At 34.8% G+C, this 24,946-nt stretch carries 22 protein-coding genes; 10 read left to right on the top strand and 12 right to left on the bottom strand.

The features are described 5' to 3' along the window. Nucleotides 1-682: 682 nt before the first annotated feature. Nucleotides 683-1,903 (top strand): phage integrase SAM-like domain-containing protein, encoded by a 1,221-nt coding sequence (locus WBM60_RS10400; protein WP_424283043.1) that lies wholly within the window; start codon nucleotides 683-685, stop codon nucleotides 1,901-1,903. Nucleotides 1,904-3,060: 1,157 nt separating this feature from the next. Here the strand turns inward: WBM60_RS10400 and WBM60_RS10395 are convergent. The 5 genes from WBM60_RS10395 to WBM60_RS10375 all read right to left on the bottom strand — a co-directional run bounded on the left by WBM60_RS10395 (nucleotide 3,061) and on the right by WBM60_RS10375 (nucleotide 7,270). Further along, nucleotides 3,061-3,243, bottom strand: coding sequence for a hypothetical protein (locus WBM60_RS10395; protein WP_424263976.1), 183 nt, complete (start codon nucleotides 3,241-3,243; stop codon nucleotides 3,061-3,063). A gap of 38 nt (nucleotides 3,244-3,281) precedes the next feature. Then, nucleotides 3,282-3,467 (bottom strand): hypothetical protein, encoded by a 186-nt coding sequence (locus WBM60_RS10390; RefSeq protein ID WP_424263974.1) that lies wholly within the window; start codon nucleotides 3,465-3,467, stop codon nucleotides 3,282-3,284. A gap of 127 nt (nucleotides 3,468-3,594) precedes the next feature. Next, on the bottom strand, nucleotides 3,595-3,906 hold the full coding sequence (locus tag WBM60_RS10385) for a hypothetical protein (RefSeq protein ID WP_424263972.1): 312 nt from the start codon (nucleotides 3,904-3,906) through the stop codon (nucleotides 3,595-3,597). 18 nt (nucleotides 3,907-3,924) lie between these two features. After that, a complete protein-coding gene (locus tag WBM60_RS10380; protein ID WP_424283042.1) occupies nucleotides 3,925-6,102 on the bottom strand; it encodes a peptidase domain-containing ABC transporter in 2,178 nt (725 codons plus the stop codon). A gap of 1 nt (nucleotide 6,103) precedes the next feature. Next, entirely contained in the window at nucleotides 6,104-7,270 is a 1,167-nt protein-coding gene (locus WBM60_RS10375) for an HlyD family secretion protein (RefSeq protein ID WP_424263988.1), read from the bottom strand. 353 nt (nucleotides 7,271-7,623) lie between these two features. Here WBM60_RS10375 and WBM60_RS10370 point away from each other — a divergent pair, with 353 nt between their 5' ends. Continuing rightward, nucleotides 7,624-8,442 carry an RteC domain-containing protein gene (locus tag WBM60_RS10370; RefSeq protein ID WP_424263986.1) on the top strand — a complete coding sequence of 273 codons (819 nt, stop codon included), beginning with the start codon at nucleotides 7,624-7,626 and terminating at the stop codon, nucleotides 8,440-8,442. A gap of 5 nt (nucleotides 8,443-8,447) precedes the next feature. On the opposite strand, the gene WBM60_RS10365 is transcribed toward WBM60_RS10370, so the two are convergent. The 5 genes from WBM60_RS10365 to WBM60_RS10345 all read right to left on the bottom strand — a co-directional run bounded on the left by WBM60_RS10365 (nucleotide 8,448) and on the right by WBM60_RS10345 (nucleotide 16,135). Next, entirely contained in the window at nucleotides 8,448-10,592 is a 2,145-nt protein-coding gene (locus WBM60_RS10365) for a prolyl oligopeptidase family serine peptidase (protein WP_424263984.1), read from the bottom strand. A gap of 75 nt (nucleotides 10,593-10,667) precedes the next feature. After that, nucleotides 10,668-10,793 carry a hypothetical protein gene (locus WBM60_RS10360; protein WP_424263982.1) on the bottom strand — a complete coding sequence of 42 codons (126 nt, stop codon included), beginning with the start codon at nucleotides 10,791-10,793 and terminating at the stop codon, nucleotides 10,668-10,670. Nucleotides 10,794-10,878: 85 nt separating this feature from the next. Continuing rightward, nucleotides 10,879-12,582 carry a helix-turn-helix domain-containing protein gene (locus WBM60_RS10355; protein WP_424277587.1) on the bottom strand — a complete coding sequence of 568 codons (1,704 nt, stop codon included), beginning with the start codon at nucleotides 12,580-12,582 and terminating at the stop codon, nucleotides 10,879-10,881. Nucleotides 12,583-12,666: 84 nt separating this feature from the next. Next, nucleotides 12,667-13,956 carry an HlyD family secretion protein gene (locus WBM60_RS10350; protein WP_424259154.1) on the bottom strand — a complete coding sequence of 430 codons (1,290 nt, stop codon included), beginning with the start codon at nucleotides 13,954-13,956 and terminating at the stop codon, nucleotides 12,667-12,669. Beyond that, on the bottom strand, nucleotides 13,949-16,135 hold the full coding sequence (locus WBM60_RS10345) for a peptidase domain-containing ABC transporter (protein WP_424259153.1): 2,187 nt from the start codon (nucleotides 16,133-16,135) through the stop codon (nucleotides 13,949-13,951). Before WBM60_RS10345 ends, WBM60_RS10350 begins: the two co-directional genes overlap by 8 nt. A gap of 206 nt (nucleotides 16,136-16,341) precedes the next feature. Between WBM60_RS10345 and WBM60_RS10340 the strand changes: the two genes are divergently transcribed. Both WBM60_RS10340 and WBM60_RS10335 read left to right on the top strand, forming a co-directional pair. Beyond that, a complete protein-coding gene (locus tag WBM60_RS10340) occupies nucleotides 16,342-16,629 on the top strand; it encodes a helix-turn-helix domain-containing protein (RefSeq protein WP_424259152.1) in 288 nt (95 codons plus the stop codon). After that, entirely contained in the window at nucleotides 16,626-17,783 is a 1,158-nt protein-coding gene (locus WBM60_RS10335) for a hypothetical protein (RefSeq protein ID WP_424283041.1), read from the top strand. The genes WBM60_RS10340 and WBM60_RS10335 overlap by 4 nt, the downstream gene beginning before the upstream one ends. Before the next feature lie 175 nt (nucleotides 17,784-17,958). Here WBM60_RS10335 and WBM60_RS10330 read toward each other — a convergent pair whose 3' ends face one another. Further along, the gene (locus WBM60_RS10330) at nucleotides 17,959-18,648 is read right to left on the bottom strand and encodes an N-acetylmuramoyl-L-alanine amidase family protein (RefSeq protein ID WP_424259150.1); all 690 of its coding nucleotides are present in this window, start codon (nucleotides 18,646-18,648) and stop codon (nucleotides 17,959-17,961) included. Between the two features lie 131 nt (nucleotides 18,649-18,779). On the opposite strand from WBM60_RS10330, the gene WBM60_RS10325 reads away from it, so the two are divergent. Beyond that, nucleotides 18,780-19,067, top strand: a complete 288-nt coding sequence (locus WBM60_RS10325) for a hypothetical protein (RefSeq protein ID WP_424259149.1) — start codon at nucleotides 18,780-18,782, stop codon at nucleotides 19,065-19,067. A gap of 119 nt (nucleotides 19,068-19,186) precedes the next feature. On the opposite strand, the gene WBM60_RS10320 is transcribed toward WBM60_RS10325, so the two are convergent. After that, nucleotides 19,187-19,339: a hypothetical protein gene (locus WBM60_RS10320; RefSeq protein ID WP_424259148.1), complete on the bottom strand. Its 153-nt coding sequence runs from the start codon at nucleotides 19,337-19,339 to the stop codon at nucleotides 19,187-19,189. On the opposite strand from WBM60_RS10320, the gene WBM60_RS10315 reads away from it, so the two are divergent. The 5 genes from WBM60_RS10315 to traM all read left to right on the top strand — a co-directional run bounded on the left by WBM60_RS10315 (nucleotide 19,338) and on the right by traM (nucleotide 24,837). Then, nucleotides 19,338-21,746 carry a TraG family conjugative transposon ATPase gene (locus tag WBM60_RS10315; protein ID WP_424259147.1) on the top strand — a complete coding sequence of 803 codons (2,409 nt, stop codon included), beginning with the start codon at nucleotides 19,338-19,340 and terminating at the stop codon, nucleotides 21,744-21,746. The two genes, WBM60_RS10320 and WBM60_RS10315, sit on opposite strands and share 2 nt — an antisense overlap. 69 nt (nucleotides 21,747-21,815) lie before the next feature. Then, complete coding sequence (locus tag WBM60_RS10310; protein WP_424259146.1) at nucleotides 21,816-22,400, top strand: conjugal transfer protein; 585 nt, start codon at nucleotides 21,816-21,818, stop codon at nucleotides 22,398-22,400. Between the two features lie 3 nt (nucleotides 22,401-22,403). After that, a complete protein-coding gene (locus WBM60_RS10305; protein ID WP_424276193.1) occupies nucleotides 22,404-23,246 on the top strand; it encodes a hypothetical protein in 843 nt (280 codons plus the stop codon). Nucleotides 23,247-23,285: 39 nt separating this feature from the next. After that, nucleotides 23,286-23,900, top strand: coding sequence for a conjugal transfer protein TraK (locus WBM60_RS10300; protein ID WP_424262040.1), 615 nt, complete (start codon nucleotides 23,286-23,288; stop codon nucleotides 23,898-23,900). Between the two features lie 22 nt (nucleotides 23,901-23,922). Continuing rightward, complete coding sequence (traM, locus tag WBM60_RS10295) at nucleotides 23,923-24,837, top strand: conjugative transposon protein TraM (RefSeq protein ID WP_424278244.1); 915 nt, start codon at nucleotides 23,923-23,925, stop codon at nucleotides 24,835-24,837. Nucleotides 24,838-24,946: the final 109 nt, after the last annotated feature.

Here is a 24,946-nt window from a genome sequence, read left to right as displayed (position 1 = left end):
TTCTATATTCAATACGGTTGATTCGTTTTGGTAGAAATCGTGAGACTAGTTACAAAAGTCAAACAATATTCATTTTACGTAAATATGTACCAAAAAGAAGTGAAAATAGGCGTAGTTGTAAACGTGGTCGTAAACATCAGGCACAAAAAAAGGAGTTACATTTTTGTAACCCCTTGAGAATCAATGTGGTCCCCCCCCACGCCTTTGTTTTACTACGGAGGGCAGGCGGACAGGTACTCCAGAGGCGGGCAGGCTGGGTTCGTGCGCAAAGCGCACGGACCAGAGAAGTACCGCTGCTGCAAATAGAAAACTACACTTTGCACAAGCAAAGTGTTTTTTACATTCCCGGTACGAAAGCATTAACAAGTTGCTCTTTCTCCCCGGGAATGCAAAAACCCGCACCAATCGGTGCGGGTTTTCTGCTTGATGTGGTCCCACCTGGGCTCGAACCAGGGACCCCCTGATTATGAGTCGAGTTTTTGAGTACTCATGAATACCATATTTTATTATATATATTTGATATTCAATGTTTTAATAAAATTTGTATTGATTTGATTTTATATGATTAGAGCTATTAGCGTGCAAATTGCGTGCAAATTATTATTAGTTAATTCCCTATATTTGTGATAGTTATGATTTCAAAATGATTTTCTGCGTGCAAATTGTTAATTGTTGATTAAAAATGAATACTAGCATTATACTCAGTATGGATTTAAGGAGAGCCCAAAAAACAGGTAGCTATCCAATTATTTTGCGCTTAACTCATTTCAGAAAAACAACGGCAATATCAACAGGTCAATCAATTCCCGCTGAATTTTGGGATGAAACTAAAAGGAAAGTAAAAAAATCCTACACTGGGATTAAATCCGTTAGCAACCTCAACAACTTCTTAAACAAAGAACTCGGAAATGCCCAAGAGATTATAAACAGGCTACACGAAAAAGGGCAATTGAATTATTTATCCATAAAAGAAGTCAGACAAAAAATTGTTGGAAAAAACAAATATCACTCTTTCTTCAAGTTCGGCAAGGACCATGAAAAAGATTTGAGGTCCGTAAGAAGGATTGGAACGGCCGACTCTTACAAAGATCTATTGAGCAGACTAAAAACTTTTACAAATGATAAAGATTTGAAGTTCAACGAGGTCAACTATGATTTCCTAAAAAAGTTTGAGAGATTCCATATGTCGAGAGATGGAAACTCACTTAACGGTTTAGCTTCTTATTTGAGAACTTTGAGAGCAATTTACAATAAAGGCATTAAAGAAGGTCTTATTGACAAAGAAGCTTATCCCTTTAGCGATTATAAAATTAAAACAACACCTACCTTAAAACGGGCTATAGACGCCAAATACATTAAGAAAATCCTCGAACTTGAATTGGAAGAGGGCAGTTGGCCGTTTCACTATAGAAATTATTTTTTGCTTTCTTATATGTTATTCGGAATGTCATTTATAGACCTCGCTTTTTTGAAACGTAAGAATATAGTCAATGAAAGGATTCAATTTCAAAGAAAAAAAACATCGAAAGAACATGATATAAAAATTACTGAGCAGCTTCATGAATTACTAAGGTATTATCTGAAAGGAAAAGACAAAGATGATTTTATTCTACCCATATTAACCTCTAGTTCATTGGAAGAGCAATACAAACAAATTAAAGGGGCTAGGAAAAGATATAATATCGGATTAGGTAAAATCGCAAAGAGATGTGGCATTGAAAACCATATGACTTCCTATGTGTCACGTCATAGCTTTGCCACCCATGCAATGTTGAAAAAAGTGCCATTACAAGTCATTTCTGCAATGCTTGGGCATAATAAGCTTTCAACAACGCAAATTTATTTGAAATCACTTCCAAGTGTTGTCTTAGATACTTACCAGGAAGAATTGAATTCTATATAGCATAATCGCATAGAATATCTCCCAACAAATTACATCCTATATTCTATATCTAATAAATCTACAAGTTCATAGTGATGAGACAAAACATGATTTTTATATATTATAATTGGAGTTTTTATTATATTATTTTCACACACCATTAAAGTTGTTGCTTATATGTAAATCTTGATCTTGAGGTAATTTTCAACACGGATTATAATTGCTGCCTACCTCGTACTCCATCTAGTGTTAACGAAGGCTAACCAATACTAATTCTGTGATTTAATCTAATGTGTACATATTAAGCATGATGTATAATATAAGCTAAAAGGCACTAATCATCTTTGTGTGTATCAAGATATATTATCTTAATAGAGAAAAACAAATTTAGTTTGAAAACAGGTAGAGCGGGAATACAAAAATAAAATTATGCAGTATATGAAAGAATATAGCGGTAGAGAAATCATATTTTATGCGAGCATAACTGTAATAAGCGCCACCTGCTAATTGACTAAAAATTAATACAGGAATGAAAAAGTACTGATGAAAAGAGCTAAAGGTAAAATTCGATGTGTGTAATATCCCAAACATCAATATGTTGTAATATACAAAGTAATTAAAATGATTTTTTAAAAAATTCAAGAATGCAATGTTGATTAAAAAATAGAATATAGCTATAGTAGGTAATACGAGTAATACTCTGAACCATAATTGATATTGGATTACGTTAAAAATGACTAGTAGAAGTATTAGCTGGAATCCAAGAGAAATAGCAATGTTAATTTTATTGACTTTTAGGCCCAATCTAAAGGCTGTTTCTTCAATTATTGGCGCAATAAAAATATATATTAGAAATTTAATATAGGTGGGATATTCAGAAATTGTTTTAGTTTGAAATACTGATTTAAAATCTTCTGAAAGCAATGAAATTATTCCTACTAAAAATATATAAAGTAGAAATAGTCTTAAATCAAAAAACAAAAACTGCTTGTATTTATTAAAAGATCCTTTTGTTTCTATTTTTTTTAAATCAATGCTCGGATTCTTGAGAAAAAGAATGTAATTGGAATTGAGTAATTTCATTAATTTTTTATAAAGAGTTCAGACTATTAATTTAATAAAGATATAGGTCCTAATAAACTTAGGACCTATTATTATAAAATTAAAAGATACAATATTTAATTAAAGACTTCGTCAAGAGTATTTCTTACTGTTACGGCGCCAAAAGCTAATACGGTCCCTATTCCATATCCTATCTTATAAGCAGTACCGTTTCTCCATGAATCCCAGGCACTATCACCCCCATTTACTTCTATTAATTCGTCCTGATTTAAATAAGTAATATTCATATTTTTTGTCATTTTTATTATTTTTTTGATTATTGATAATATATTTGATTTTATCCGTTTGACTCGAGGAAAGCACGTGCTCCATCAATCATACCTTCCCCTAAAGACGCCCACATAGCAAAGGCATACACGACTCCACTAAGTTCAGCCTGACCGAGTCCATTTAAACCGCCTTCGATATTTAAGGTTTCGATTCCATTCAATTGTTGAACACCATAAAATTGTAAATTTTTCATAAGTTTTTAATTTAAATTAATGAATTGAGTTAATCAAAACCAGAATTTCTATTGCGCGCGGCTTTGAATGACTTTGTAAATATCTTGTTTAGCACTCTCAAATTCTGCTAGTCAAAAATAAAAACTGCTAAAATTCTAGGACCTTTCTTAGATTGGCAAAAGCATGGCCTCCAGAAAGTTCTCTTTCTGTTTTATCATCCAATTCTTCTAAATAGAAGCCACATTTGAATGTAGTAGTTTCTGAATACAAGTAACTCTGTCTAGCTAAATCATAATATATGGGCGCATTTAACTCTTTCATTGTATCAATTATTCTAAAGACTGTTGCCTCCGATACCTGCAATCGACTGGCAAGTTGATTTGGGCGACCTGTAGCCTTTAAGCGGATCAATTGATCTACTCTTTCCAATAATGCTAATTGTTTTACTATCTGCTTCATGTTCTTAATAATTAATATTCAACTCGCTGATTTCAATTTCAAGATAAATTTTGGCAACTGTTTACGCCATAGATTGTAGTAAGCTCCTTTTTTTTCAAATAGGATCTCATGCGAACCTTGCTCTAGTACTTTTCCGTTCTCAAGAACAACGATTTTGTCAGAATTGACCACTGTACTCAGCCTGTGAGCAATTATTACTATTGTCTTAGCCTCTGACCTTAATTTGTCAATAGTTTTTTGGACAAAATTTTCCGAACTACTATCTAAAGAGGACGTAGCTTCATCCAAGACCAAAACTTCTGGCTTTTTATACAAAGCCCGTGCTATAGCTATTCGCTGTTTTTGTCCTCCTGATAATGTTGCCCCATTTTCTCCTAGATAAGTATTGAATCCATTGGGTAATCCTTCTATAAATTCTAAAATTCCAATTTCAGCACATATTTTTAGAATAAAATCCATATCTGGTTCAAATTCCCCAACCGCAATGTTTTCAATAATATTCCCTGCAAATAGGTCAATTTTTTGAGGTACAACGCTAATTAGTTTACGCAGACTGTCATTATCAATATATTTTAGATCAATATCTCCAATTGTAATGCTGCCCTTGTTGATAGAATATATGTTTTGCAATAAAGACATCAGAGTTGACTTACCTGAACCACTTTCACCGACTAATGCGGTAATTTTTCCCTTTTCAATGGTTACATTGAAGTTTTGAAATACCTCCGTCCTGGTACCGTAGCAAAAATTGACTTCTTTGAATTTGATATCCCCTAAACTATTCTTGGTGAGCTCTATTTTGTTTTCAACTTCTTCACGCTCCAGGTCCAAAATCTCGAATAATCTGTCGGCTGCAATCAGGGCGTTCTGGATTTCTTTATTTGCACCTATAAGACTAATCAAAGGTCCGGTAAAATAGCCTACAATAGCATAAAAGGATAGAAGTTCCCCTGGTGTGATTTGTCTTTCAATAACAAAGCCAGACCCCGACCAAAGTAATATGATGGTAAAAATTTGAGCGATTGTATTTGAACTTGCCCCGGAAAAAACACTATTTAAGGCTGATTTGTAACCGGTTTTTAATAAACGAACAAAACCAGTTTCTGTTTTAACATTAGCGAAGTCTTCCAGTCCGAATCTTTTTATTGTTCCTACTGAATTCAATGATTCAACTAATTGACTTTCCAAATTAGCGGATTGTTCCATCACTTTACGTTCCACTTTTTTGTTTATACGATTGACTATGAAGTAAAGTAAAAGGTATATAGGTATTATAATAGTCATCAAAAGGGCCAACTTCCAATAATAGCTAAACATTAGGGCGAATGAGAAAAATACTATTAAGATATTGACAGTAAGATTCAATGCCACTCCATTAATGAAGTTTCTAATCTTAACCGCATCATTTATTCTTGATATAATTTCCCCAACACGCATGGTATCAAAAAATTGCTGTGGCAATCTCATCAAGTGTTTATAATAGCCTAAGATCAATCTGGCGTCAATTTGTTGACCAGTTTTGATTAGAAATATATCTTTAAATACCCCTATTAGTACACGAGCAATTAATAAAACAATCATTGCTACACTAAGCAGGTTTAAAAGATTTGAATTACCATCAACTAAAACAAAATCAGTTATTTTTTGGATGTAAATTGAAGTTGAAAAACCCAATAGCGTATATATCAAAGCACCAAAAAAGGCTTGAGTAAGCACTGTTCTATGTGGCATTAATAAAAACCAAAAGCGTTTGAAAACCGATGCTTTTTCATTACTCGCGGTGAATTCGTCATTCGGCAATAACAATACCAAAACTCCTGTCCATGCTTTTTTAAATTCTTCAATTGTACGTTTTTCCATTTTACCCGTACCAGGATCCATGACTTTAATGTACTTCTTAGTTGCCTCATATATGACCACATAGTGATGAAGTCTTTCATTTACAATGACATGTGCAATCGCTGGTTTTGGTATTTTAAACAAGCTATCGAAGTCACCCCGAACTCCTTTCGCCTCAAAGCCAAGTTTTTCGGCTGCTTTTATTAGACCGTATACATTAGTACCCTTTTTATCAGTACCTGCGTATTGCCGAATTCTTGAAATGGGTATTTGAAACTTATAATGTGCTGCTATAGACACTAGGCAGGCAGCCCCACAGTCTGTAATATCGTGTTGTTTGATTGTTTTCTTTGCCATACTATTTTGTAGAAGCTACTTTATCTTCCAATCCGGGATTTATCCAATCATCTATTTTATCGTATAATAATTGGTATAAACTTCGTTCAGCAAGTTCAAATCTGGCATAGAACGTCATTCCTTTACCTAACTTGCCTTTAGTGCCATTCTTCAATTGTAGGTATTCTTCATTTATTCTACATTTTGCCTTAAAAATGGGTTGGTTTTCAATGATTTCAACATCTTCAGATATGTCTATAATTTTCCCGGTCGCCAGGCCCCATTGGTTGTAGTTAAAAGCGTCCATTTGAAAATTCACCGGCTTTGATTCGCGAATAAGGCCAATATCCAAGGGACTTATGTAGCACTCCGCCAAAAGTTCCGTGTCGGGAGATATTTCTCCTAAGATGACACCAGATGAAATTATACTCCCTTTTTCTATTCCAGACAGGTTGATTAATGTACCATCTAATGGAGCAGTGATTATATACTCACTCTTAGCTTTTTTAAATTGAGAATTTTTATTCTCTGTTGTTATCAAAAAAGTCTCTAATTCTGATAAAGTTGCTTGCCAAGTACTTATTTGTTGATTTCTAAATTGATAGAAAGAATTTAGAGCCAAGTCATATTCCAGTTTTATATCTTCATATTGAACCTTAGCTATGACACCTTTAGAAAATAATAGCTCGTTTCGCTCATGATCAACCTTTATTTTTTTTAAACGGGTGTTATATTCATTTTTCTTTTCTTGATATTGAAAATATTCTTTGCGATATTTTGGCGACTTAATTTTACCTGAGCTTATATTCCTATCATTAATCAAATATTTCAAGTCTTCACTTTGCATTGTGAATTTTTGAGTTTCATATTCGGTTAAAGCAATCTGATCATCCAGCACATCACTTTTGATAACAAGTAAAACATCTCCTTTTTTTACATATTTATTACTGTGCAAATTCGAATACAAAACCTTACCTGAATTTATACTATTAATTGCAATACGTTCCTGGTCTGGTTTAATGACACCCCTAGAGGCTGTATAAATTTTAATTTTAATGAAGGGAAGAGAAACAAATACAATACATAATAAAAGCAGTATTATGCCATATATAACTTTACTTTTGGTTTTATTTTTTGGCACATAAGCCTGTACCGTATTTTCTATTATCTCTTTAGGAAATATCTTCATGTTGCAAAATTGTTTTTACTAAACATATTTTGCAACCATTTATCTTCTTGATTTATAAATTGAACCCGCGATTTACAAATTGCAGATTGTTTAAATGAAATTTGGTGCGATATGACAATCTAAATACCTATACCACTTCTATTTTCCTATCCCAACAGCACTATATATTCATTTAGATTTACAATTCAATTTTCTTACAATTCATAAAGTGCTGATAATCAATTTTTTGTTTTTTTCAAATTTTTTACATATTTGAACTGAAGTTATTCTGCATTTCACAGAATGATAAATTCATTGTCGAATAGACTTCTTCCAAAGAATAGAACTATCCTACTTTTCTAAATAACAAATCGATGGAAAGGATAATAGATGTTACCAATCTGGAAAGTGAAATTATTAGAATTGAAACAGAGTGTTGCGATAAATTTGAGGCATATCAAAAAACAATTAAAACATGTAGAAAGTTATTGTCCGATTTGAAAAAGAAGGTGATTGCCAAAGGTTTTATGTGTGAAAAGGATGAAGTCTACTTTTTTAAGGTAACCAAACAAGTCCCGTTAAGTATTTTAATATACTATTCTGAAGTTTATTCTTTTGAAATGCGTTTTCCCAATACCGTTATTAAAGTACAGGAAATGTATATTCAAAAAAAAATAAAAGAACTTAACAAATTCTTTAATGATAATATTGATTTCGTTCACTACATGAAAATAAATCAAGACCATTTTGATGTGCGGTATTTTACTCGTAAATTTTTAGAATATTCGCCACAACATTATAATTCGCACTATATCCTCGATCCATTATTTAATACATCACACGATGTGCTTTTAGGAAAATTTATAGCCTCAGAGCGCATGATTATATATTTAAAAAATAAACTTAGAAATTTTAAGACATCATTTGCTCTTCAGAATTACAATTTAAAATGGACATCCTCAAAAGTATCTCTTACAGAATTAATTTATGCGCTTCATTCAGCCAGGGCAATAAATAACGGGAATATATCTATCAAGCATATTGCTGATGTTTTTCAGTCCCTTTTCAATTTAGAAATAGGTGATTATTATAGATCCTTCTCAGAGATGAAGCTAAGAAAAAAAGATAGGACAAAGTTTTTAAATGAACTTTCAATTGCGATGATTAACAATATGGAAAATTTCGAAAGTTAGTTTGACTATTTATCTAATTCTTTATCAGTGAAATAAAGCACCCTGGCATAATCATCGAGCCAGTCAAGCTCATGTTCTGCATCAAATTTGACATCTAAAAGATAGGGCTTATCATTGGAAGGATTGAAAGACTGTAAAAGTGCAATATACTTCCCGGGGGCTGAAGGAGATATTAAATAGTCTCGAAACCCAATAATCAATAAGGTGCTAGGATAGTCAATTGTATTTGATAGATTCACCACAGGATCCATCTTTAAGAGATCTTTATAACTTTCTAATTCAGTTATGGTTCCAAATTCAAAAGCGCTATCAGAATCATCGATTTCCTCTATATATTCAACTCTTATTACATTTAATGTTGGTACAAAACCAGTAAAAACTTTGTAAAGATCAGGGCGTTCATTTATTGCCATAGCACCAGCTATAGCACCTGCACTGTTCACATTCAGTCCCAATTTTTTAGCTCCTATATACTCATTTTTAATTAAATATTCACTGCAAGCATTTAAATCTTTCCAAGAATTTTCTTTTGTGGATTTCATCCCGGCCTTATGCCAGGCGGGTCCCTTTTCACCTCCTCCTCGGACATGTGCTGTCGCATAAATGTTACCTTGATTTACAAAATCCATTATAGGTGCATGAAACCAAGGTGTTTCAGAAATTCCATAGGCGCCATAAACAGATATTATTCCCTTGGCATCAGGGCTATATTTATGGTCTGACCGTCTTATAATACTCAAAGGTATCATTGTTCCATCATATGAAGCGACTTCTACCACTTCACTTAAAATTTCATCATATTCCGGATAATTGGGCCACATACCAAGCTGAACAAATTCAAATTCATTATTGGCATTGCGATAATAGGTTTTTCTATTAGCTGTCCAACCGGATATTGAGACCCATAATTCGCTTTTATAAGGAGAAAGCCAATTTAGAGAAACATTACCTGCAGGGAAAGGCAATTCGATTTTCTCAGGGGCCTCCTCAGATTTGTGTTTGTATAAAACTTCTGAAATACCATTGGTGGAAATCGTGTAAAAAATTTCATTTTTTAATACTGCAAAATCTTGAATTTGATTTTCTGCGGCTCCTTTTATTAAAACTTTAGGAGTAGAAAAATCTGGGTCAATTAAGTCTGAGGAACATAATTCGATGTTATCGCCATTTTCACGGAGGTAATAATATATGTGATCACGTTCTTTTCCATAATCATAAAAGATTTTTTCATTTTCTTTAAATAATAATTTCCAATTATAATTGCCTTGTAAAAAATCCTCGGTAGGCAAATAATAGCAATCCCAAAAATCTGAAGCATTGCCAGGATAAATAAATATATAGTTATCTTTCATTGATCTGAATATAGGTATTGGATAATATTCTTCATTAAGCGAAATCCCTGAAAGCCCATCCTTAAATACCGCCTTAGGCTCTTCATTAAGTGTTTTTAAGCCATATAATGCCGTAAAACTGTTCCTGTCATTTTGTTCCGGTCCATTATTAGGATAGGCAATGTATAGAATAGATTCATTATCAGGAGTCCATACAATCCCCCCTGCTTTCTCGGGCTTAGCATTTTTGATTGGATTTCCAATTATTTGTTTGCTTGTGCAATTAAGGATAATAATATCATTAAAGAAATTCTCTGGCTTACCCATGGCAATTGCTATATAATTGCCATCATAAGAGGGCTCTATATATTCAATTCTATAGGTGCTGTCAAGATATGTTTTTGGATCGTATAGTTTTACAGGAGTAGAGTTGTAATCATTTTTTTTGAATAAATATTCATCATCTCCTTCTTCTAAAGTTGAGAGGTAGAATATATGGCCCATTTCATCATATCTGATTTTTCTTGCCGGATCAGATTCCCTGTTTTCAAGAGAATCATAATGCTTGTATATTCGATCGTATTCTACATTATTAGAAAAGTACGCTTCAGCAACAGCGTCTTGCCCCTGATACCAATTTAGAACGGTACTATCTTTTAGATTTTCAAGATTCCCAAATTCATTGGTATAAGGTATTCCAAAATGCTCTTCAGTATTTTTAATATTTGTAATTGTAGGATACCCAAATGATCGTTGTTTATCTTTTTTACAGCTCCAAATAAAAATGATGATAAAAGTCAATAAAAAATAATATCTCATAATTGATTAATAAAATAATAATAAAAATCCCCAATTTTAGAACTAGGGATTTTTGAATATCTGGTTAAACCTTCCTTATTTGCCTTTAACCTTAACTTTATTCTTTTCAATAGTACCGCCGGTACCTGAGTTATCGCCACCTTTTATGGCAGATAGATTTTTAACTTCGTTTTTTTTGAATATTTCAATAATTTTTTTCATAATGGAAATTTTATAAATTAGTAATTAATAGTTGTAAGCAAAATACTAAAAAAAGCTAGTGAATATATAAATTAACATACTCAATTTATAAATTGCCCTTTTTAATTTGCTTAAAAAAAGTAGCAGGAGTAACTCCGGTTTTATTCTTTAATGTCCTTACGAAAACATCCAGAGAATTAAAACCAAAATACTCTGCGATTTGTATGGTTGACTTGTTATTAATCACTTCAGGCTTCTCTTTAATGTAATTAATCGCGTACGTAATTCTTAGATCTTTTATATAATTAGAAAAATTCTGTTTTTTATAGGTGTTAATTATCTTTGAAAGATAAGAGCTATTGGTATCCATTTCTTTGGCAAGTGAGGTTTGACTTACTTCTTGATTTAAAAACCCCTCTTCTGCTTCCCACTTTTCTAGTTTATCCAAAGTTGAATTTATTATCTCTTGATCAATAAATATCTTGTTCGATGGTGTTCTATTAGGAGATAATTTAATAGGTTCTACTTTTTCTTCCATAAGTTTCTTAAGCTTTCTTCGGGCATTTTTAAACCGAAAATATAAGAGTATAATAAGTGCAAAAAGGAATACTGAAATACCATAAAACAAATTGACTATCGTTCTTCTTTTGGTAAGATTTTTTTCATAACCCGAGACTTTCATTTCCTCCATGGGAAGATCAAATTCCATAAGCGTCACATTACGAATATTTTGTTCCGTTATATCCAACAAACTATCATAGTAAAATAATCTATTTAAATATTTTTCTTGTAGTCTTTCATCATCTATTTCAACTGCATCTTTATATAAGTATTGATAGGTTTCCTTAACATTATCCACCAATGGTAAGTCGTTGGCAAATAGGATTTTATCGAATTGTTCTAAATAAGTTCTCTTATTAATTGAATTTCCCAATTCCCCTTCTATTATACCCAAATAATATAGAATATCAGCTTTTGTGGTTCCATCGAACTTATCAACATATTTCAAAAGAGTATCTCTAGCTTTCAAGAAGTTACCATCATAGAAATTGCACTGTGCATGGAGAATACTTAGATTTTGGAAAGTTTCAATATCATTTTGAATTAAGGACATTTCCATTCCGACTTTGGAATAAAATTTTGCCGAATCCAACTCCATTATTTGTGTAAAACTTCGCGCTAAATTATCTAAAGTAATAAGATATGTAAGGTTATAATTATCTATTTTGTCTCTATACCGTTTTAAGTACGCGAAGGATTCTTGTTGAAGAATAAGTGCTTCTCCTTCCTGACCATATTCTCTCTTTAAACCAGAAATTGCATTAAAGCAATCAACAATGAGTTCATGATTACCTGTAATTTGAGCAATATCATAAGCTTTAATTAGTTCTTTTAATGAAGACTCAGGTTGGTTATTTAAATATAGTAATGCTCCTTTCGTATAATATGCATCTCCTGGAAAATTTCCTGAGGTCATATTCCTTGTCAGGTATATGGCAGAATCAATATATTTAATTGCATTATCTGATTCTTCAATCCACATACGCCAAAGGTAAATCTTGGCCAATTTTATAGTATCATTAGATAATTTAGATTTTGCAATATGAATATCATATATTTTTTTTAAATAACTACTATTTTCATCCCAATCAAGGCTATCCTTTAGTTTTATAATTTCCTCAAAAGAAAGTTCAAAAATTTCCTCCTTAGACAATTGCAGATCATTGGTTTGCGCATTTATTGAACTTAAAGACACAAGAGGTAACAAACAATATATTGTCCACAATAAAAGTCTCCGCACTAAATACATAATTGTTGTTTTTTAAATAAAAGTCAAAAAATGTTGTTATATACACTTAGCATTGAAATCGTGCTATTACTATTAATTATATTGCTAATTTCGAAAGTCAGACCATAATGACCGAAACTGGTAAAAGATTCTCTCCAGCAAGGATGTCTCTTCTAAAACAATTCTGGCCGATCCATACATTTCCTGTTTAAATTCAATTTCGATATCATATGATGTGATGAGTTCAGGAATTTCAACATAAACTGCATAATAATTTTCCTTCCCCTTTTTTGTTGTTTCCGAAATACTTAACACTTTCCCGCTTAATGTTCCCCATTCACGGTAAGGATAATTATCCAACTTAATGAGTACATTTTGCCCCTTTTTGATTTTTGCTGAATTTCTTATGGGCACTTTACATCTACCTACTAGTTCCGTACTCTCTTCGGGAATTATTGTAATTACATGCTCGCCTTTAGAAACGTTTTGATAGCGATTCCAAATGTCAAAAACAGTCACAGTACCTGATACGGGGCTTTTTATTACAAATTGATTTTCCCATTGGTTTATCTTCCCTTTCAATTCTTGTTTTGAGAGTTGTAGTTCGGAATTATAGACTGAAGAATTCACTATGTCCTTATTTAGTGATCTTATACTCAGGTTACTTAGGTTTAAGGTGTCAATATACAATTGTTCCAGTTCTTGTTTTATGTTATTAAGTTCATTTGTAGCGGAAATTAAATTCCTTTCACTTTTATCCAGTTCCTGTTGAGAAATAACACCTTTGGCATAAAGTTCGTCCTGTCTGCCATGACTTAAATCAGCCAAGGACAAATTACGTTTACTAGAAGATAACTGTCTTTCTTTCATCCTAATCAGACTTCTTTGTTTACTTAATTGAGAACTAAGATTTTCTTCATCTAATTTATCTTGATTTATAGTTTGATACAAAATGTATTTGCCATAGGCATTAACAAAATTTTGATAAGAGAACTGCATTGACACATCCAGCTGTAAATCATCTGGAAAAACTTGATGAAGTTGGTTTATAGTAGATATTAATTTAAAGGTGTCCAGAAGTTCAGACTTTAAATAGAAAACATCTTCATAATTTGAGGGATTTTCAATTACTGCAAGAACTTCATTTTTTCCAACTTTCATGCCCGTTTCAAAATTTACTTGCACTATTCTTCCATTCTCCTTACTTATTAGATTTACTGGAGGATTCTTACTTGTTATTAATATTTCACAATTAATAACATCATTGTATCTCAGAATAATTGACAAAACGATAACTATAGTGACGAAGATAAAGGCAATTACCATTCCCCTGGTCATGAGCCAATTTGGTGGACGGATTAAAAAATCCTCTGATAGCATTGGATTATCATTCATTTTCTATAATATCTAATTGATTTTTAATTAATCGCCAATAGAATCCTTTTTTATGCATTAATTCTTTATGACCGCCTTGTTCAATAAGATCACCCTTATCCAATACAATTATTTTATCGGCGTTTTTAATAGTAGAAAGTCTATGCGCGATTATAAGTGCAGTTTTACCTTGATAAAAAGTTTCAAGACTTTCTAAAATACTTCTTTCGTTAATTGAATCCAAAGCGCTTGTTGCTTCATCTAAAAAAAAATATTTAGGGTCTTTGTATATAGCTCTTGCAATTAATACTCTTTGTTTTTCGCCACCACTTAAAAGGGTGCCGTTTTCTCCCACTTTTGTTTTAGATTTATGAGGTAAATTTTCAATAAAATCACTTAACATCGCTGTATCAATAGCTCTCCTATAGCTTTCTTTTTGAGTGGATATCGTTGACTTAGACTCGGTAATATTTCGTTCAATTGTGTCGTTAAAGAGCTGACCATCTTGAAGAACAACCCCGCAAATTTCCCTCCAACTGTCGGGAGGAATATCAGATAAATTCAATTTACCAACTGTAATTTGTCCTTTTTGTGGTTGGTAAAAATTTAGAAGCAATTTTAACAATGTCGACTTACCTGACCCGCTTTGTCCGACAATTGCGGTTATCTTCCCTTTTGGAATACTTACTGAGATATTTCGTAAAGCTTCGGGAGTGCCTGGAGGGCCATATCTAAAAGAGACATTTATTAAATTAATGGTGTCATGGACAGCCTCTTCCATGAAATCTAAATGATCCCCTTCAGGTTCCTCTTTTTGAATTTCAAATAATCTTTGTGCTGCCAGTGAAGCCTTTTGATAATCCAACAAAAAATCCATCATTTTTTTTAATGGAACATTGAGCTGGCCAATTATAAACTGTATTGCCAACATAACCCCTAAACTAAAGGTGCCCTCAATTACTGCAAATGCAGACAAAAATATGATTATGATATTTTTTATCTCATTAATAGCGTGCCCGACATTTAGTTGTATATGACTTATCTTTAAATTCTTGGAGGTTACATTATAGAGATCCAATTGTGTAGCATACCATTCTTGTTTTCTTCGATCATCAGAATTATTGATTTTGATATCCTCGATATTTCTAATTATTTGTAAGACCTTAGACTGACTTTTAGCACTGGATCCAAAGTAAGCCATGTCGAGCAACGCCTTTTTTTTCAAAAATGCCAATGACCACAAAACATATATGGTAGAACCAACAATAAATACCAGGAATATATTCAGGTTATAGTAAGCAAGTACAAAACTGAATAATACAATATTGAAAATATCAAATAAAAATGTCAATGATCCATTGGTAAAAAACTCTTCTATTCTAGAGTTATCATTAATACGCTGGATTAAATCCCCGGTACTGCGACTTGTAAAGAAAGCCACTGGCAATCTCATCAATCTTCCCAGGTAGTCCGACATCATGCGAATATTTATCCTGGAAGAAATATGAAATAATATCCAATCTCGAAGTATTTCAATGGCGCCTAGCGCCAGAATAAAGAAAATTTGTCCAACTAGAATAATTGTAATAAAATCAAGATCGCGATTTTCAATCCCATAATCCACAATGCTTTGGGTGAAAAACGGTAATGACAATTGGATTAAAGAAGACAAGAAAAGACCAATTAAAAGTTGCCAGAGTAATTTTTTATGCCCTAAAAAATATTTTAGAAAAAATGCATAGTTAGTTTTTTCATAACCTCTTTGATTGGGAGCAAATGAACTATTCGGTTCCAAAAGCATTACAATTCCTTTTTTCTCTTCTGATAACCACCCCTTTTTGAATTCGTTATGTGACATTGAATAGTTCCCTTTTGCAGGGTCAGAAACATAAACTCTTGAATTATTAATTTTATAAACAACCATGAAATGATTGTTCTGCCAATGAATTATACCCGGAAGGGGAGCTTTGTTAATTAAATCGTCATGGGTAATTAAAACAGAAAAAGTATCCAGACCAACTTGCTTTGCGGCCTCATTGATACCGGCCAATGAAACACCTCCCTTATCTATATATGAAGCTTTTCTAAGGAATTCTAACTCAACATTTTTGCCATAGTGCTTTGCAATAATTCGAACACAAGTTGGACCGCAGTCCATTTTATCCAACTGTCTGAAATTGGGAAATTGAGTTCTAAGCATAATTGAGTGTCTAGTAATTACTAAATATATATTAAATTTTAGGAATTGCCAGAAGATTCCCACTTAGCTCCTATTTCATCGTTGAAAAACTAATTATGTTAAAATTTTACCCAAGTTGCATGCAACTTGTGAATGAATTCCAATTAATAAAATGACATTTATGGAAATATAATACTAGTAACAACTCCCTATTAAAATTATAAGTTATGCCAGCAAATATTGTTACCACAGAAGATTTAAGTGAGTTCAAAGAAGAGTTACTTTCCGAATTCAAAGAGCTTTTATTAAGGTACGAAAAAGTCACAATCGACAAATGGATTAAGTCGGGAAAGGTAATGGACAAACTGGAAATCAGTCCAGGGACATTACAGAATTTCAGGATCAATGAGACCATTCCTTATAGCAAATTAGGAGGAATAATCTATTACGACGAAGAGGAAATCAATCAGATATTGATAAAAAACAAAAACCTATTTCTAAACGACAAGTCATGAAAATCGCAACCTATAACATTCAGAATCTGTTTCATCGCAACAAGGAGTTAATCAAAGAAAACAGGTTGCAAAAACAACATTTTTGGAACGAAGAACTGGAATCACTGTTCACTAAAGGGGACAAAACTGAAAAAAATTATGTCAGAATGCGCGAACTAGCTGTTCTACTAGGCTTCAATAAAGCTCCATTTGAACCTTATGTTTCGATTAAAAACCTAGAAGGTAATTTAATGGTCGAAACATCTCCATTGACCTCGGACAATAGGGCTTCTTACTATAGTGATTGGAACGGCTGGATAAAACTTGCCACCAACCCAATAAGAAAAGCTGCCATATTGAATAAGGCAAAAGTCATAAACGAAATTAATCCAGACATTCTCTTCCTTCAGGAAGTTGAAAGCAGGACCTCATTAATTCAATTCAACAGTCTGTTTCTTAAACGAGAAATGCAATCACCTTATACTGAAATTATACATATGGAAGGAAATGGCTCAAGAGGAAATGGTATAGGGGTGCTTATGAAAAAAGGGTGTCGGGTAACCACGATGTGTTCTTTTGCAAATGAGAGGGATTTGGAAGACGAGCCTCTTTTTGATAAAAATGTAATGCAATTTAGGATAACAACTGATGATGGCTATGAATTTTTTGTTCTATGCTGTCAACTTATGGATGAATCTAATTTGGAAATATCAGATAAAAAAAGAAAAAGGCAGGCAAATAAAGTTGGCGCTATATACAAGGAACTTCAAACTAATGGGCATGATAATATTATAGTTCTTGGGAATCTCAATGCGCCTTGCTATTCAAGTTCCCTATCGTCATTATTACAGGATACCGATTTGAAGGACATTGTTAAACACAATTCATTTGAGGCAGATCTTGATTTAGGAAACCATAGCGGATATTTCAGAATGGGAGGCTATCGTAAAGGAATCAATATAAAGCAGAAAGATTATCTCTTACTGTCTTCTTTTCTATTTCAACGAGTAAATGATAGTGGCTTAAATAGAAAAGCCGTCTGGCCATCCAAAATGCCGAAATGGCCCTTGTACGAATCCGTTAAGAATGAACTCGATTCAGCAAGTGACCACCCATTAATTTGGTCCAATTTATCTGACGAAGATTCCGGACTCCAATCCAAAAAAATCGCATGATGTGTTGTGTCAGTGGCAAAAAAATACTATTTATTTCTGTTTTGACGACTTATAGATTTTAAATATTCTAGGTATATCCTTTCTCAAGAGATCGGACACTTCTTTATACATCGCAAAAACAATACTTCTGATACTGCATATAACTTCGGCTAATAGTTCTTTCATGACAATTTAGTTAAAGCGCCATCAGAATGGCGAGCGCCAGGGCTTTCCTTTTTTCTTTTTTCTTCAAATAATCCAACTCAACCATATTGGACAGGTACCCAAGCTCTAACAATATGGCAGGGCAAAACCATATCGTTTCCCTTAAAACCTGAAAGTTGGCCTGTTTTGTGCCTCCATTTTTAAAACCTAGTTTTTGATTCAGTTGATCTGCCATGGTCTGGGCATGCCTTACAGATTGTTCGGTATAACCATTTATTACCTTATAAGTATATATTTCGATGCCGTTAGCTTTAGAACTAACTGAATGGTTACAATGCAAGGAAATAAAAATATCGGGTTTCATGTATCCCGTTAGTTTCGTCCTGTCGTCAAGTGAGATCAGGGTATCAGTATTTCTCGTCACATAAATATCATATTTAGACTTCAACAAACCTTTGTTCCAAGTTATCATACTTCTTGCAATGTCCAGAACGACATCTTTTTCCTGAAGACCATCTGCAGACACCGTACCCGAATCTACTCCTCCATGTCCGGGATCAATAAGTATAATTTTTCTCTCCTCCTTTATTATTTGTTGGGCATAAACCTTAAGATTACTCAATATCAATAGAGATAAAAAAAGTCTGATTGTTGCTTGCATGGCTACAGTGATATTTATCATTCTTCGTTGAGCAATATTCAAAGAATCTTCCGAAACCATGGATTTCCATTAAAAATTAACGCTGATTCCAGTTAATTTTTAAGAATCCTTCGGCAGAAAACACCATAGACTTCTACATTCAATAATAATTAATCACAGGCCGATCGATTCGACCGTAAAAATTATCAGTTATGAGAAAAGCTAAAAGTCTTACCCTGGCAATCCTATTCATGGGCTTGGCCAGTTATGCACAAATCGGCGGGATAGAAGATTCTGTAAACGACGTATCGGATACCATTCGCACTATTTTCCCAATTATCCTTGGCGTTATCTTCTTAATAGGTTTCCTTTTCAATGCAGGGCACTTCTTTGGAGAGAACGCAGACCTTAAAAAAGGGATTACACGAGTACTTGTTTTTGTCCTTATTGCGGGTGCCGTTGTCGGCATCTTTACCTATCTCATTTCAATAGTAGTGTAATGAGAAGCTACCAGGTATACCGCAATATCCGTAAAGGGGCGTTGATATGGGGTCTCCCCATATCACTCTTTGCCCTCTTGATGGTTTCGATTGTGGCCTCACTGTTGGTCATCATCTTTTCATTTAGTCTGATGATGGTTCTTGGGCTTTTCGCTTGGAACGGATGCCTGTTTATGAGTCTGAACAAAATGAACAATAATCCCGGTCTCTTTAATTTCAGGAAAGTATTCCCCAAAATCATCAGTAACAAAAAAGACAATATCCTCAGTCATGTCGAAAATCAATCTCTCTAAATATCATCCCATTACGGATATCAAAGACCATTTGATATTCGCCAACAATGGCAACGTCATCGCCTGCTATCGGGTAGAACTTCCCGACATCTATTCCCTTTCTGAAAAGGACTTTGAGGACATGCACAGTAATTGGTTCCAAGCCATAAAGTCATTGCCTGTAGGTACGGTCGTCCACAAGCAGGATATCTATTTCAAGCAGTCCTTTACGTCGGAAAACCTGCCCAGCGATACCTTCCTATCCCAGTCTACTCACGACTATTTTAAAGGAAGGGAACTTATAGAACATCACAGTTACCTATTCTTTACGCTGATCAAAAACAAAAAACTCAATAACCCGAAGTACATCAACCCTTTTCGTAAAGTGGACGCCAAAGTTCCAGAAGTACTAAAGGAAAATCTGCATCGATTCAGGACTGCTGTAAATGATTCCGTCTCGTTTATCAATAATGGTAGAAAGGTGTCATTAACTCCTTTAAAATCAAAGGAAATACTGGAAATAAGCAGTGCATATTTCAACGGCTTCAACAATGGTTTTGATACGGCTATAGAATTGGGAAAAAAGGATATCAAAATCGGGGACCACTATTTTGATGTGTTGGCGGTAAACAGCGAAAGCTGTTTTGGGGACAAGGTACAGACCAGCAAGATCAACGAGCGTTTCACTTCGGACGATTTCAGTTTTCATCAGGGATTTATTGATGGTTTGGGTCTATCCCTTAGCGAAAACCATATGGTTAACCAGATCATCTATCTGGACGACAAGCAAAAGTGGCGTAAGCTGTTGGACAAAAAGATCGAGGAACTCAACAAGAGCTCCAACTTCGGTTCTCAGAACAAGGTCATCCTTAAAAAAATCCAACACATCCAAGACCAGATCAACAATGATAATAGTTCAAGGGTCATAAGGGGTCATTTAAATGTCATTTACTGGCATAAAGATGAAAAGCAGCTGGAAAAAATAGCTTCCCAAATCAAGACCGAATTCAAAGAGCTTGATATTGTTCCTTACTATCCAAGCAGCGAGGAACGGAAACACTATTTTTTGAACAGTTACGGTTGTTTTTCCTCCAACTTTTCCAATGATGATTTATATGTAACTGATTTGAAACATGCACTATGCCTATTGATCAACAATACCAATTATCACTCGGATAAAGCGGGCATCATCTTTAACGATAGACAGCATAACACTCCTGTACTTAAGGATGTTTGGGACGAGAAGAAAAAGCGTATCAAAGCGCGTAACTTTGCCATATTCGCTCCAACAGGAGAGGGGAAATCGTTTCTGGCCAACAATATCCTACGTCAGTATTTTGAAATGGATATTCGGTTGGTCATTATCGACCTAGGGGGTTCTTATACCAAGTTCGCACAGTTGTACCCCGAACAGAGCACTGTACTGCGTTATGAGAACGGGAAGAACTTGGGTATTAACCCCTTTTTTATAGCCAATGTGCACGATGTAAGTCCCGAACGATTGGAAGATCTATCTGTTTTTCTATTTGAACTTTTGGCATCCGACCTCAAGATTACCAAGGCACAATCGGTATCACTTAAGAAAATCCTTCAACACTACTATAGGACAGTTTCAGTTGGTCATTCGTTGGAAAGTTTTTATCGATTCATACGTGAGGATAGGGAGCATCTATTAAATAACTTGGGTATTGATGCCGCCTATTTCAACATTACAAACTTCCTGCATATTCTATCGGAATATGTGGAGGGAGGACTATACAGTTTCCTTTTCGAAATGAGCGAGGACCAATCCTACAGAATTGAAGATAAAAGGCTTATTGTATTTGAACTAGATGAAGTCAAGGACAATAAGGAAATCCTGTCTGTCATGTTGAAATTGATAAAGACCGCCATCCACCGTACCATCTGGCGCAACAAGGAGGAAAAGGGCATCATCCTTTTCGATGAGTTCGCCAAGCAGTTGAAATTCCCCAATGTTTTGGAGAGTGTGGAATTCTATTATCAAGCCATCCGGAAACAGGAAGGTGCAATCGGAATCATCTTGCAGTCCATCAACCAACTGCCAGACAATCCCACCTCGGCCAGCATTCTTGAAAATACCCAGGTCATTTATAGCCTGAACAATGAAAAGGGCTATGAGGAATTAAAAAACAGACTTAACCTTTCCAGCCATGATCTGAACCAACTGAAATCCATCAAAAACGATTTGACGGGAGAACGGAAATATACGGAGATGTTCATTAAGATCGGAAAGGAGAGCAACATTTTCCGATTGGAAGTTCCGCCCGAAGTATTCGCCGCCTACCTCACCGATGGTTCCGATAACGAATCCATAATGGCCATTTATAAGAAACACGGGGATATGGAATTGGCTATAAAGGAATTTTTAAGACTAAAGGCAGCATAGTAATAATGAATGTTAATCAGATGCCGCAGCCTTCAATTTAGAGTTATGGCATCACAAAGCCAAGAAATTATGAAAACAAGTCCAAAAATAAAAATTGCGTTCATCTCCGGCCTGTTTTTAATATTAAGCAGCCGCACTGCGGCCCAGGGGATGCCAGTATATGATAATACCAATTTCATTTCAATGGCAAAGTCATTATTGGAATCTGCCAAGCAAACCACGGAGTTGTTAAAGACCGTGGAGTTTTTACAGGAACAAAAAGAGCGGATAGAAATAGTGAGCAATGCCGTCAGACAGTTAAAAGCGGTCCGTGATATGATACGGAATAATGAGCGTCTTTATGCATTAGTAAGGAATGATCTGAGGGATATTCTGAACTCTCCCTATATCAGACCTGAAGAAATTGAAAGAGTCTCCAATTCCTTCAATGCGATTATAGAAAGTGCAATGTCCGATATGGAATTTATCAATGAGATACTATTGAGCGGCCATTTGAAATTAACAGATGGTGAACGAATGAAGATAATTAGGGAGCGTGAACAGCAATCCAATGAAATGGCAGCCGAAATCGAACGCAGGACCCAACGGTACAGGGACATCATCGCTTTTAGGGAGATGCAGAACAAAATTAACAATAGAGAAACTAATTATTAAAAAGTGGAATTGGTAATTTCTTTGAGCATGGGCCTTGAATATGTGGACACGGTCTTTCAGGCCATAAAGGGGACTGATTTCTCCTTGTATACTATTGCGGGTATCAAGTCCCTTGGGGTGCTGTTCTTTTTGGTAAATATCCTTAAAAAATACAATGAAGGTATCACCGATAAAGATGGCTATTCTTGGGGACTCTCCCCAGGGGAACTGGCCAAGAATTTCGTTATTGTCCTACTGGTCATATTCTCGACCCAGCTACTCGGCTTTTTCGACGGCATCTTGGTCGCTATTGAAGGGCAGTACCGGGATACGGCACCTACCTTGATTCCTTTACAATTGCAGGACATTCCAATTGAAGAAGATGTGGGTGCTTTGGATGCCGCTAAAAAAGCATGGGCATTATTGTACGAAGCTTTGGTCACTCCCGTCTTCGGTATTAAGATGTTCAGCTTTTTCATAGGGTTGGTGCTTTGGATTATAGATCTGTTCATCTATCCCCTGTTCTTGGCAGAGCGGTATTTCCTTTTGGGTATTATGCAGGCCTTTTTTCCGTTGGTCATCAGCTTGGCGGTGTTCGAAAAATTCCGAAGTATGGCCTATACCTTTTTCAAATTGTATGCGGCTGTCTATATGCTGGTGCCTGCCTTTTTTCTGGTCAACATTTTTGTGAACCAATTGTATACAGAAATCAATGCCAATTTCTGGACAGACCTATGGGGTGGCCCGACAACTAATAACACCATCAAGATTTTGGTGGAGGCTGCGACGATCGGCTTTATAGTCTTCCTGAAGTTCAAGCTATACAAAAGGGCGACGACATTTTCGCTAAGACTCTTTACCCAATAAGGCGGTCAAGATCCGCTGTCATTTTAAAAATGATTCACTATGAAATTACCGTATACAAACATTTACGACGTATTAAAGTTGAACCGCTATGTAACCATAACTGTTACTGTAACGGCCTTACTCTCAAGTGTCTTTTCGGGAGTAATGGTCTTGAACATGTACAAAAAAGCAATGGACAGCACTTTTGCTGTGAATACGGACGGTTCTGTAATTCCCTTGAAATTGGTATCCCAAAAAGAGAACCTTCAGGTCGAGGCTTTGTCCCATCTGGCATTGTTCCATAAATACTTTTATGGTATTAATGATAGTAACTATGAAAGTAATCTGGAGAAGGCACTTTGGCTAGGGAACAGTACCGTCGATAATGTGTATAGACAAAAAAAAGCCGACGGGGTCTATAACCGGATATTACAGTATTCCTTAGTTCAAAAAGTACTGAATGTTGAATCACAAGTGGATCTAAGCGCTGAACCCTATCGGTTCAAAACCGTTACCACATTTGAAGTAAACCGGGGATCCGTAATCGATCGCTATGAACTGATCTCTACAGGTAGTCTTATTACTGTAGACAGGAACTATCCCAGAAATACCCATGGACTGCTGATTACCGATTATTTCGAGCGTTCTCTAAAAAAGATTTATGACAAAGAGTGAAATGAATTTAAAAAATTTAAGTATGAAAATTGATAAAAATAAAATGGTTTTTTTATCTGTAATAGGGATTGTGGTCCTATTTATTGTGGCCTATTCCGTGTTAGTTTTAGGCGCAGGAGATGATTCCGCAAATGACCTTCAACAGACCTTGGTACCCGAATTAGAAGTAGGACAGGAAATGTATTCTTCAAAGAAGTTAGCTATTGATGCCATAAAAGACGAAAAGAAAAGGATTGCCCCCAGTATCTATGACGAACGTTTCTTGAATGAATCAGGAATTTATGATACAGATCTTTTGGATAAGAAAAAACAACGTATGGTAGATAGTATCTATCGCCTGGGTCGAATAGTTTATTCACAAGATTCCACACCATCGACCATTCGAAAACTGCCCAAAAAAAGGCGGCGAAAGAAATCAGTAGTCCTCGATAATAAGGATGCGATTTCCCCTTTGAAAGCTATGAGTCTAGAACATCAATTGTTCTTCGCGGTCAGTCCCCAAGTGCTGTCGAATGGTACTGGCGAGTCCGTAGAGGTTGAAATAGATGGGGAGCAGACCATAAAAGTTAATGACCGTCTACAGATGCGGGTCATTCAAAATACCACCATCAACGGTATTGCTATTAATAAGAATAACCTGCTTTATGGTATTGTGAAGTTCAGGCCAAATCGCGTCATTTTGGAAGTGGATAATATAGCCGGCACACCTCTAAAATTACAGGCCTATGATAGTGCAGATAATCTTCCAGGCATTTACATCAAAAACAGTTTTAAGGGTGATGTATTCAATGAAGTGCTAGACGATGTGATAGAGGACATCAACATTCCAGGTGTGCCGCAGATAAGTGGAGTCAAAAAGGTATTTCAACGCAACAACCGAAATGTAAAGGTTACGGTCAACAATAATTATAAACTCATTCTAAAATTCGAACATTAAGCCTTTGAAGGGCTATAACTAAAATCCACTATTATGAAAGGTAAATTAACTCTTTGCAGTCTTCTCTTACTATCCTTATTTGCCATGGCTCAAAATGGTGAAACTCTAG

The organism is Eudoraea sp., from assembly GCF_049669105.1.
Taxonomy (GTDB): Bacteria; Bacteroidota; Bacteroidia; order Flavobacteriales; family Flavobacteriaceae; genus Eudoraea.
The sequence above is the reverse complement of the archived record's forward strand: the minus strand, read 5'-3'. Positions and strand labels throughout refer to the sequence as shown.

What these genes read in the sequence shown, in the direction of transcription:
- WBM60_RS10330 (WP_424259150.1), bottom strand. Translation starts at nt 18,648, where the DNA reads ATGGTTTCGGAAGATTCTTTGAATATTGCTCAACGAAGAATGATAAAT.
- WBM60_RS10345 (WP_424259153.1), bottom strand. Translation starts at nt 16,135, where the DNA reads ATGCTTAGAACTCAATTTCCCAATTTCAGACAGTTGGATAAAATGGAC.
- WBM60_RS10325 (WP_424259149.1), top strand. Translation starts at nt 18,780, where the DNA reads ATGAGAAAAGCTAAAAGTCTTACCCTGGCAATCCTATTCATGGGCTTG.
- WBM60_RS10395 (WP_424263976.1), bottom strand. Translation starts at nt 3,243, where the DNA reads ATGACAAAAAATATGAATATTACTTATTTAAATCAGGACGAATTAATA.
- WBM60_RS10360 (WP_424263982.1), bottom strand. Translation starts at nt 10,793, where the DNA reads ATGAAAAAAATTATTGAAATATTCAAAAAAAACGAAGTTAAAAATCTA.
- WBM60_RS10320 (WP_424259148.1), bottom strand. Translation starts at nt 19,339, where the DNA reads ATGACTGAGGATATTGTCTTTTTTGTTACTGATGATTTTGGGGAATAC.
- WBM60_RS10385 (WP_424263972.1), bottom strand. Translation starts at nt 3,906, where the DNA reads ATGAAGCAGATAGTAAAACAATTAGCATTATTGGAAAGAGTAGATCAA.
- WBM60_RS10315 (WP_424259147.1), top strand. Translation starts at nt 19,338, where the DNA reads ATGTCGAAAATCAATCTCTCTAAATATCATCCCATTACGGATATCAAA.
- WBM60_RS10350 (WP_424259154.1), bottom strand. Translation starts at nt 13,956, where the DNA reads ATGAATGATAATCCAATGCTATCAGAGGATTTTTTAATCCGTCCACCA.
- WBM60_RS10355 (WP_424277587.1), bottom strand. Translation starts at nt 12,582, where the DNA reads ATGTATTTAGTGCGGAGACTTTTATTGTGGACAATATATTGTTTGTTA.
- WBM60_RS10340 (WP_424259152.1), top strand. Translation starts at nt 16,342, where the DNA reads ATGCCAGCAAATATTGTTACCACAGAAGATTTAAGTGAGTTCAAAGAA.
- WBM60_RS10335 (WP_424283041.1), top strand. Translation starts at nt 16,626, where the DNA reads ATGAAAATCGCAACCTATAACATTCAGAATCTGTTTCATCGCAACAAG.
- WBM60_RS10300 (WP_424262040.1), top strand. Translation starts at nt 23,286, where the DNA reads ATGAAATTACCGTATACAAACATTTACGACGTATTAAAGTTGAACCGC.
- WBM60_RS10310 (WP_424259146.1), top strand. Translation starts at nt 21,816, where the DNA reads ATGAAAACAAGTCCAAAAATAAAAATTGCGTTCATCTCCGGCCTGTTT.
- WBM60_RS10375 (WP_424263988.1), bottom strand. Translation starts at nt 7,270, where the DNA reads ATGAAGATATTTCCTAAAGAGATAATAGAAAATACGGTACAGGCTTAT.
- WBM60_RS10365 (WP_424263984.1), bottom strand. Translation starts at nt 10,592, where the DNA reads ATGAGATATTATTTTTTATTGACTTTTATCATCATTTTTATTTGGAGC.
- WBM60_RS10390 (WP_424263974.1), bottom strand. Translation starts at nt 3,467, where the DNA reads ATGAAAAATTTACAATTTTATGGTGTTCAACAATTGAATGGAATCGAA.
- WBM60_RS10380 (WP_424283042.1), bottom strand. Translation starts at nt 6,102, where the DNA reads ATGGCAAAGAAAACAATCAAACAACACGATATTACAGACTGTGGGGCT.
- WBM60_RS10370 (WP_424263986.1), top strand. Translation starts at nt 7,624, where the DNA reads ATGGAAAGGATAATAGATGTTACCAATCTGGAAAGTGAAATTATTAGA.
- WBM60_RS10400 (WP_424283043.1), top strand. Translation starts at nt 683, where the DNA reads ATGAATACTAGCATTATACTCAGTATGGATTTAAGGAGAGCCCAAAAA.
- traM (WP_424278244.1), top strand. Translation starts at nt 23,923, where the DNA reads ATGAAAATTGATAAAAATAAAATGGTTTTTTTATCTGTAATAGGGATT.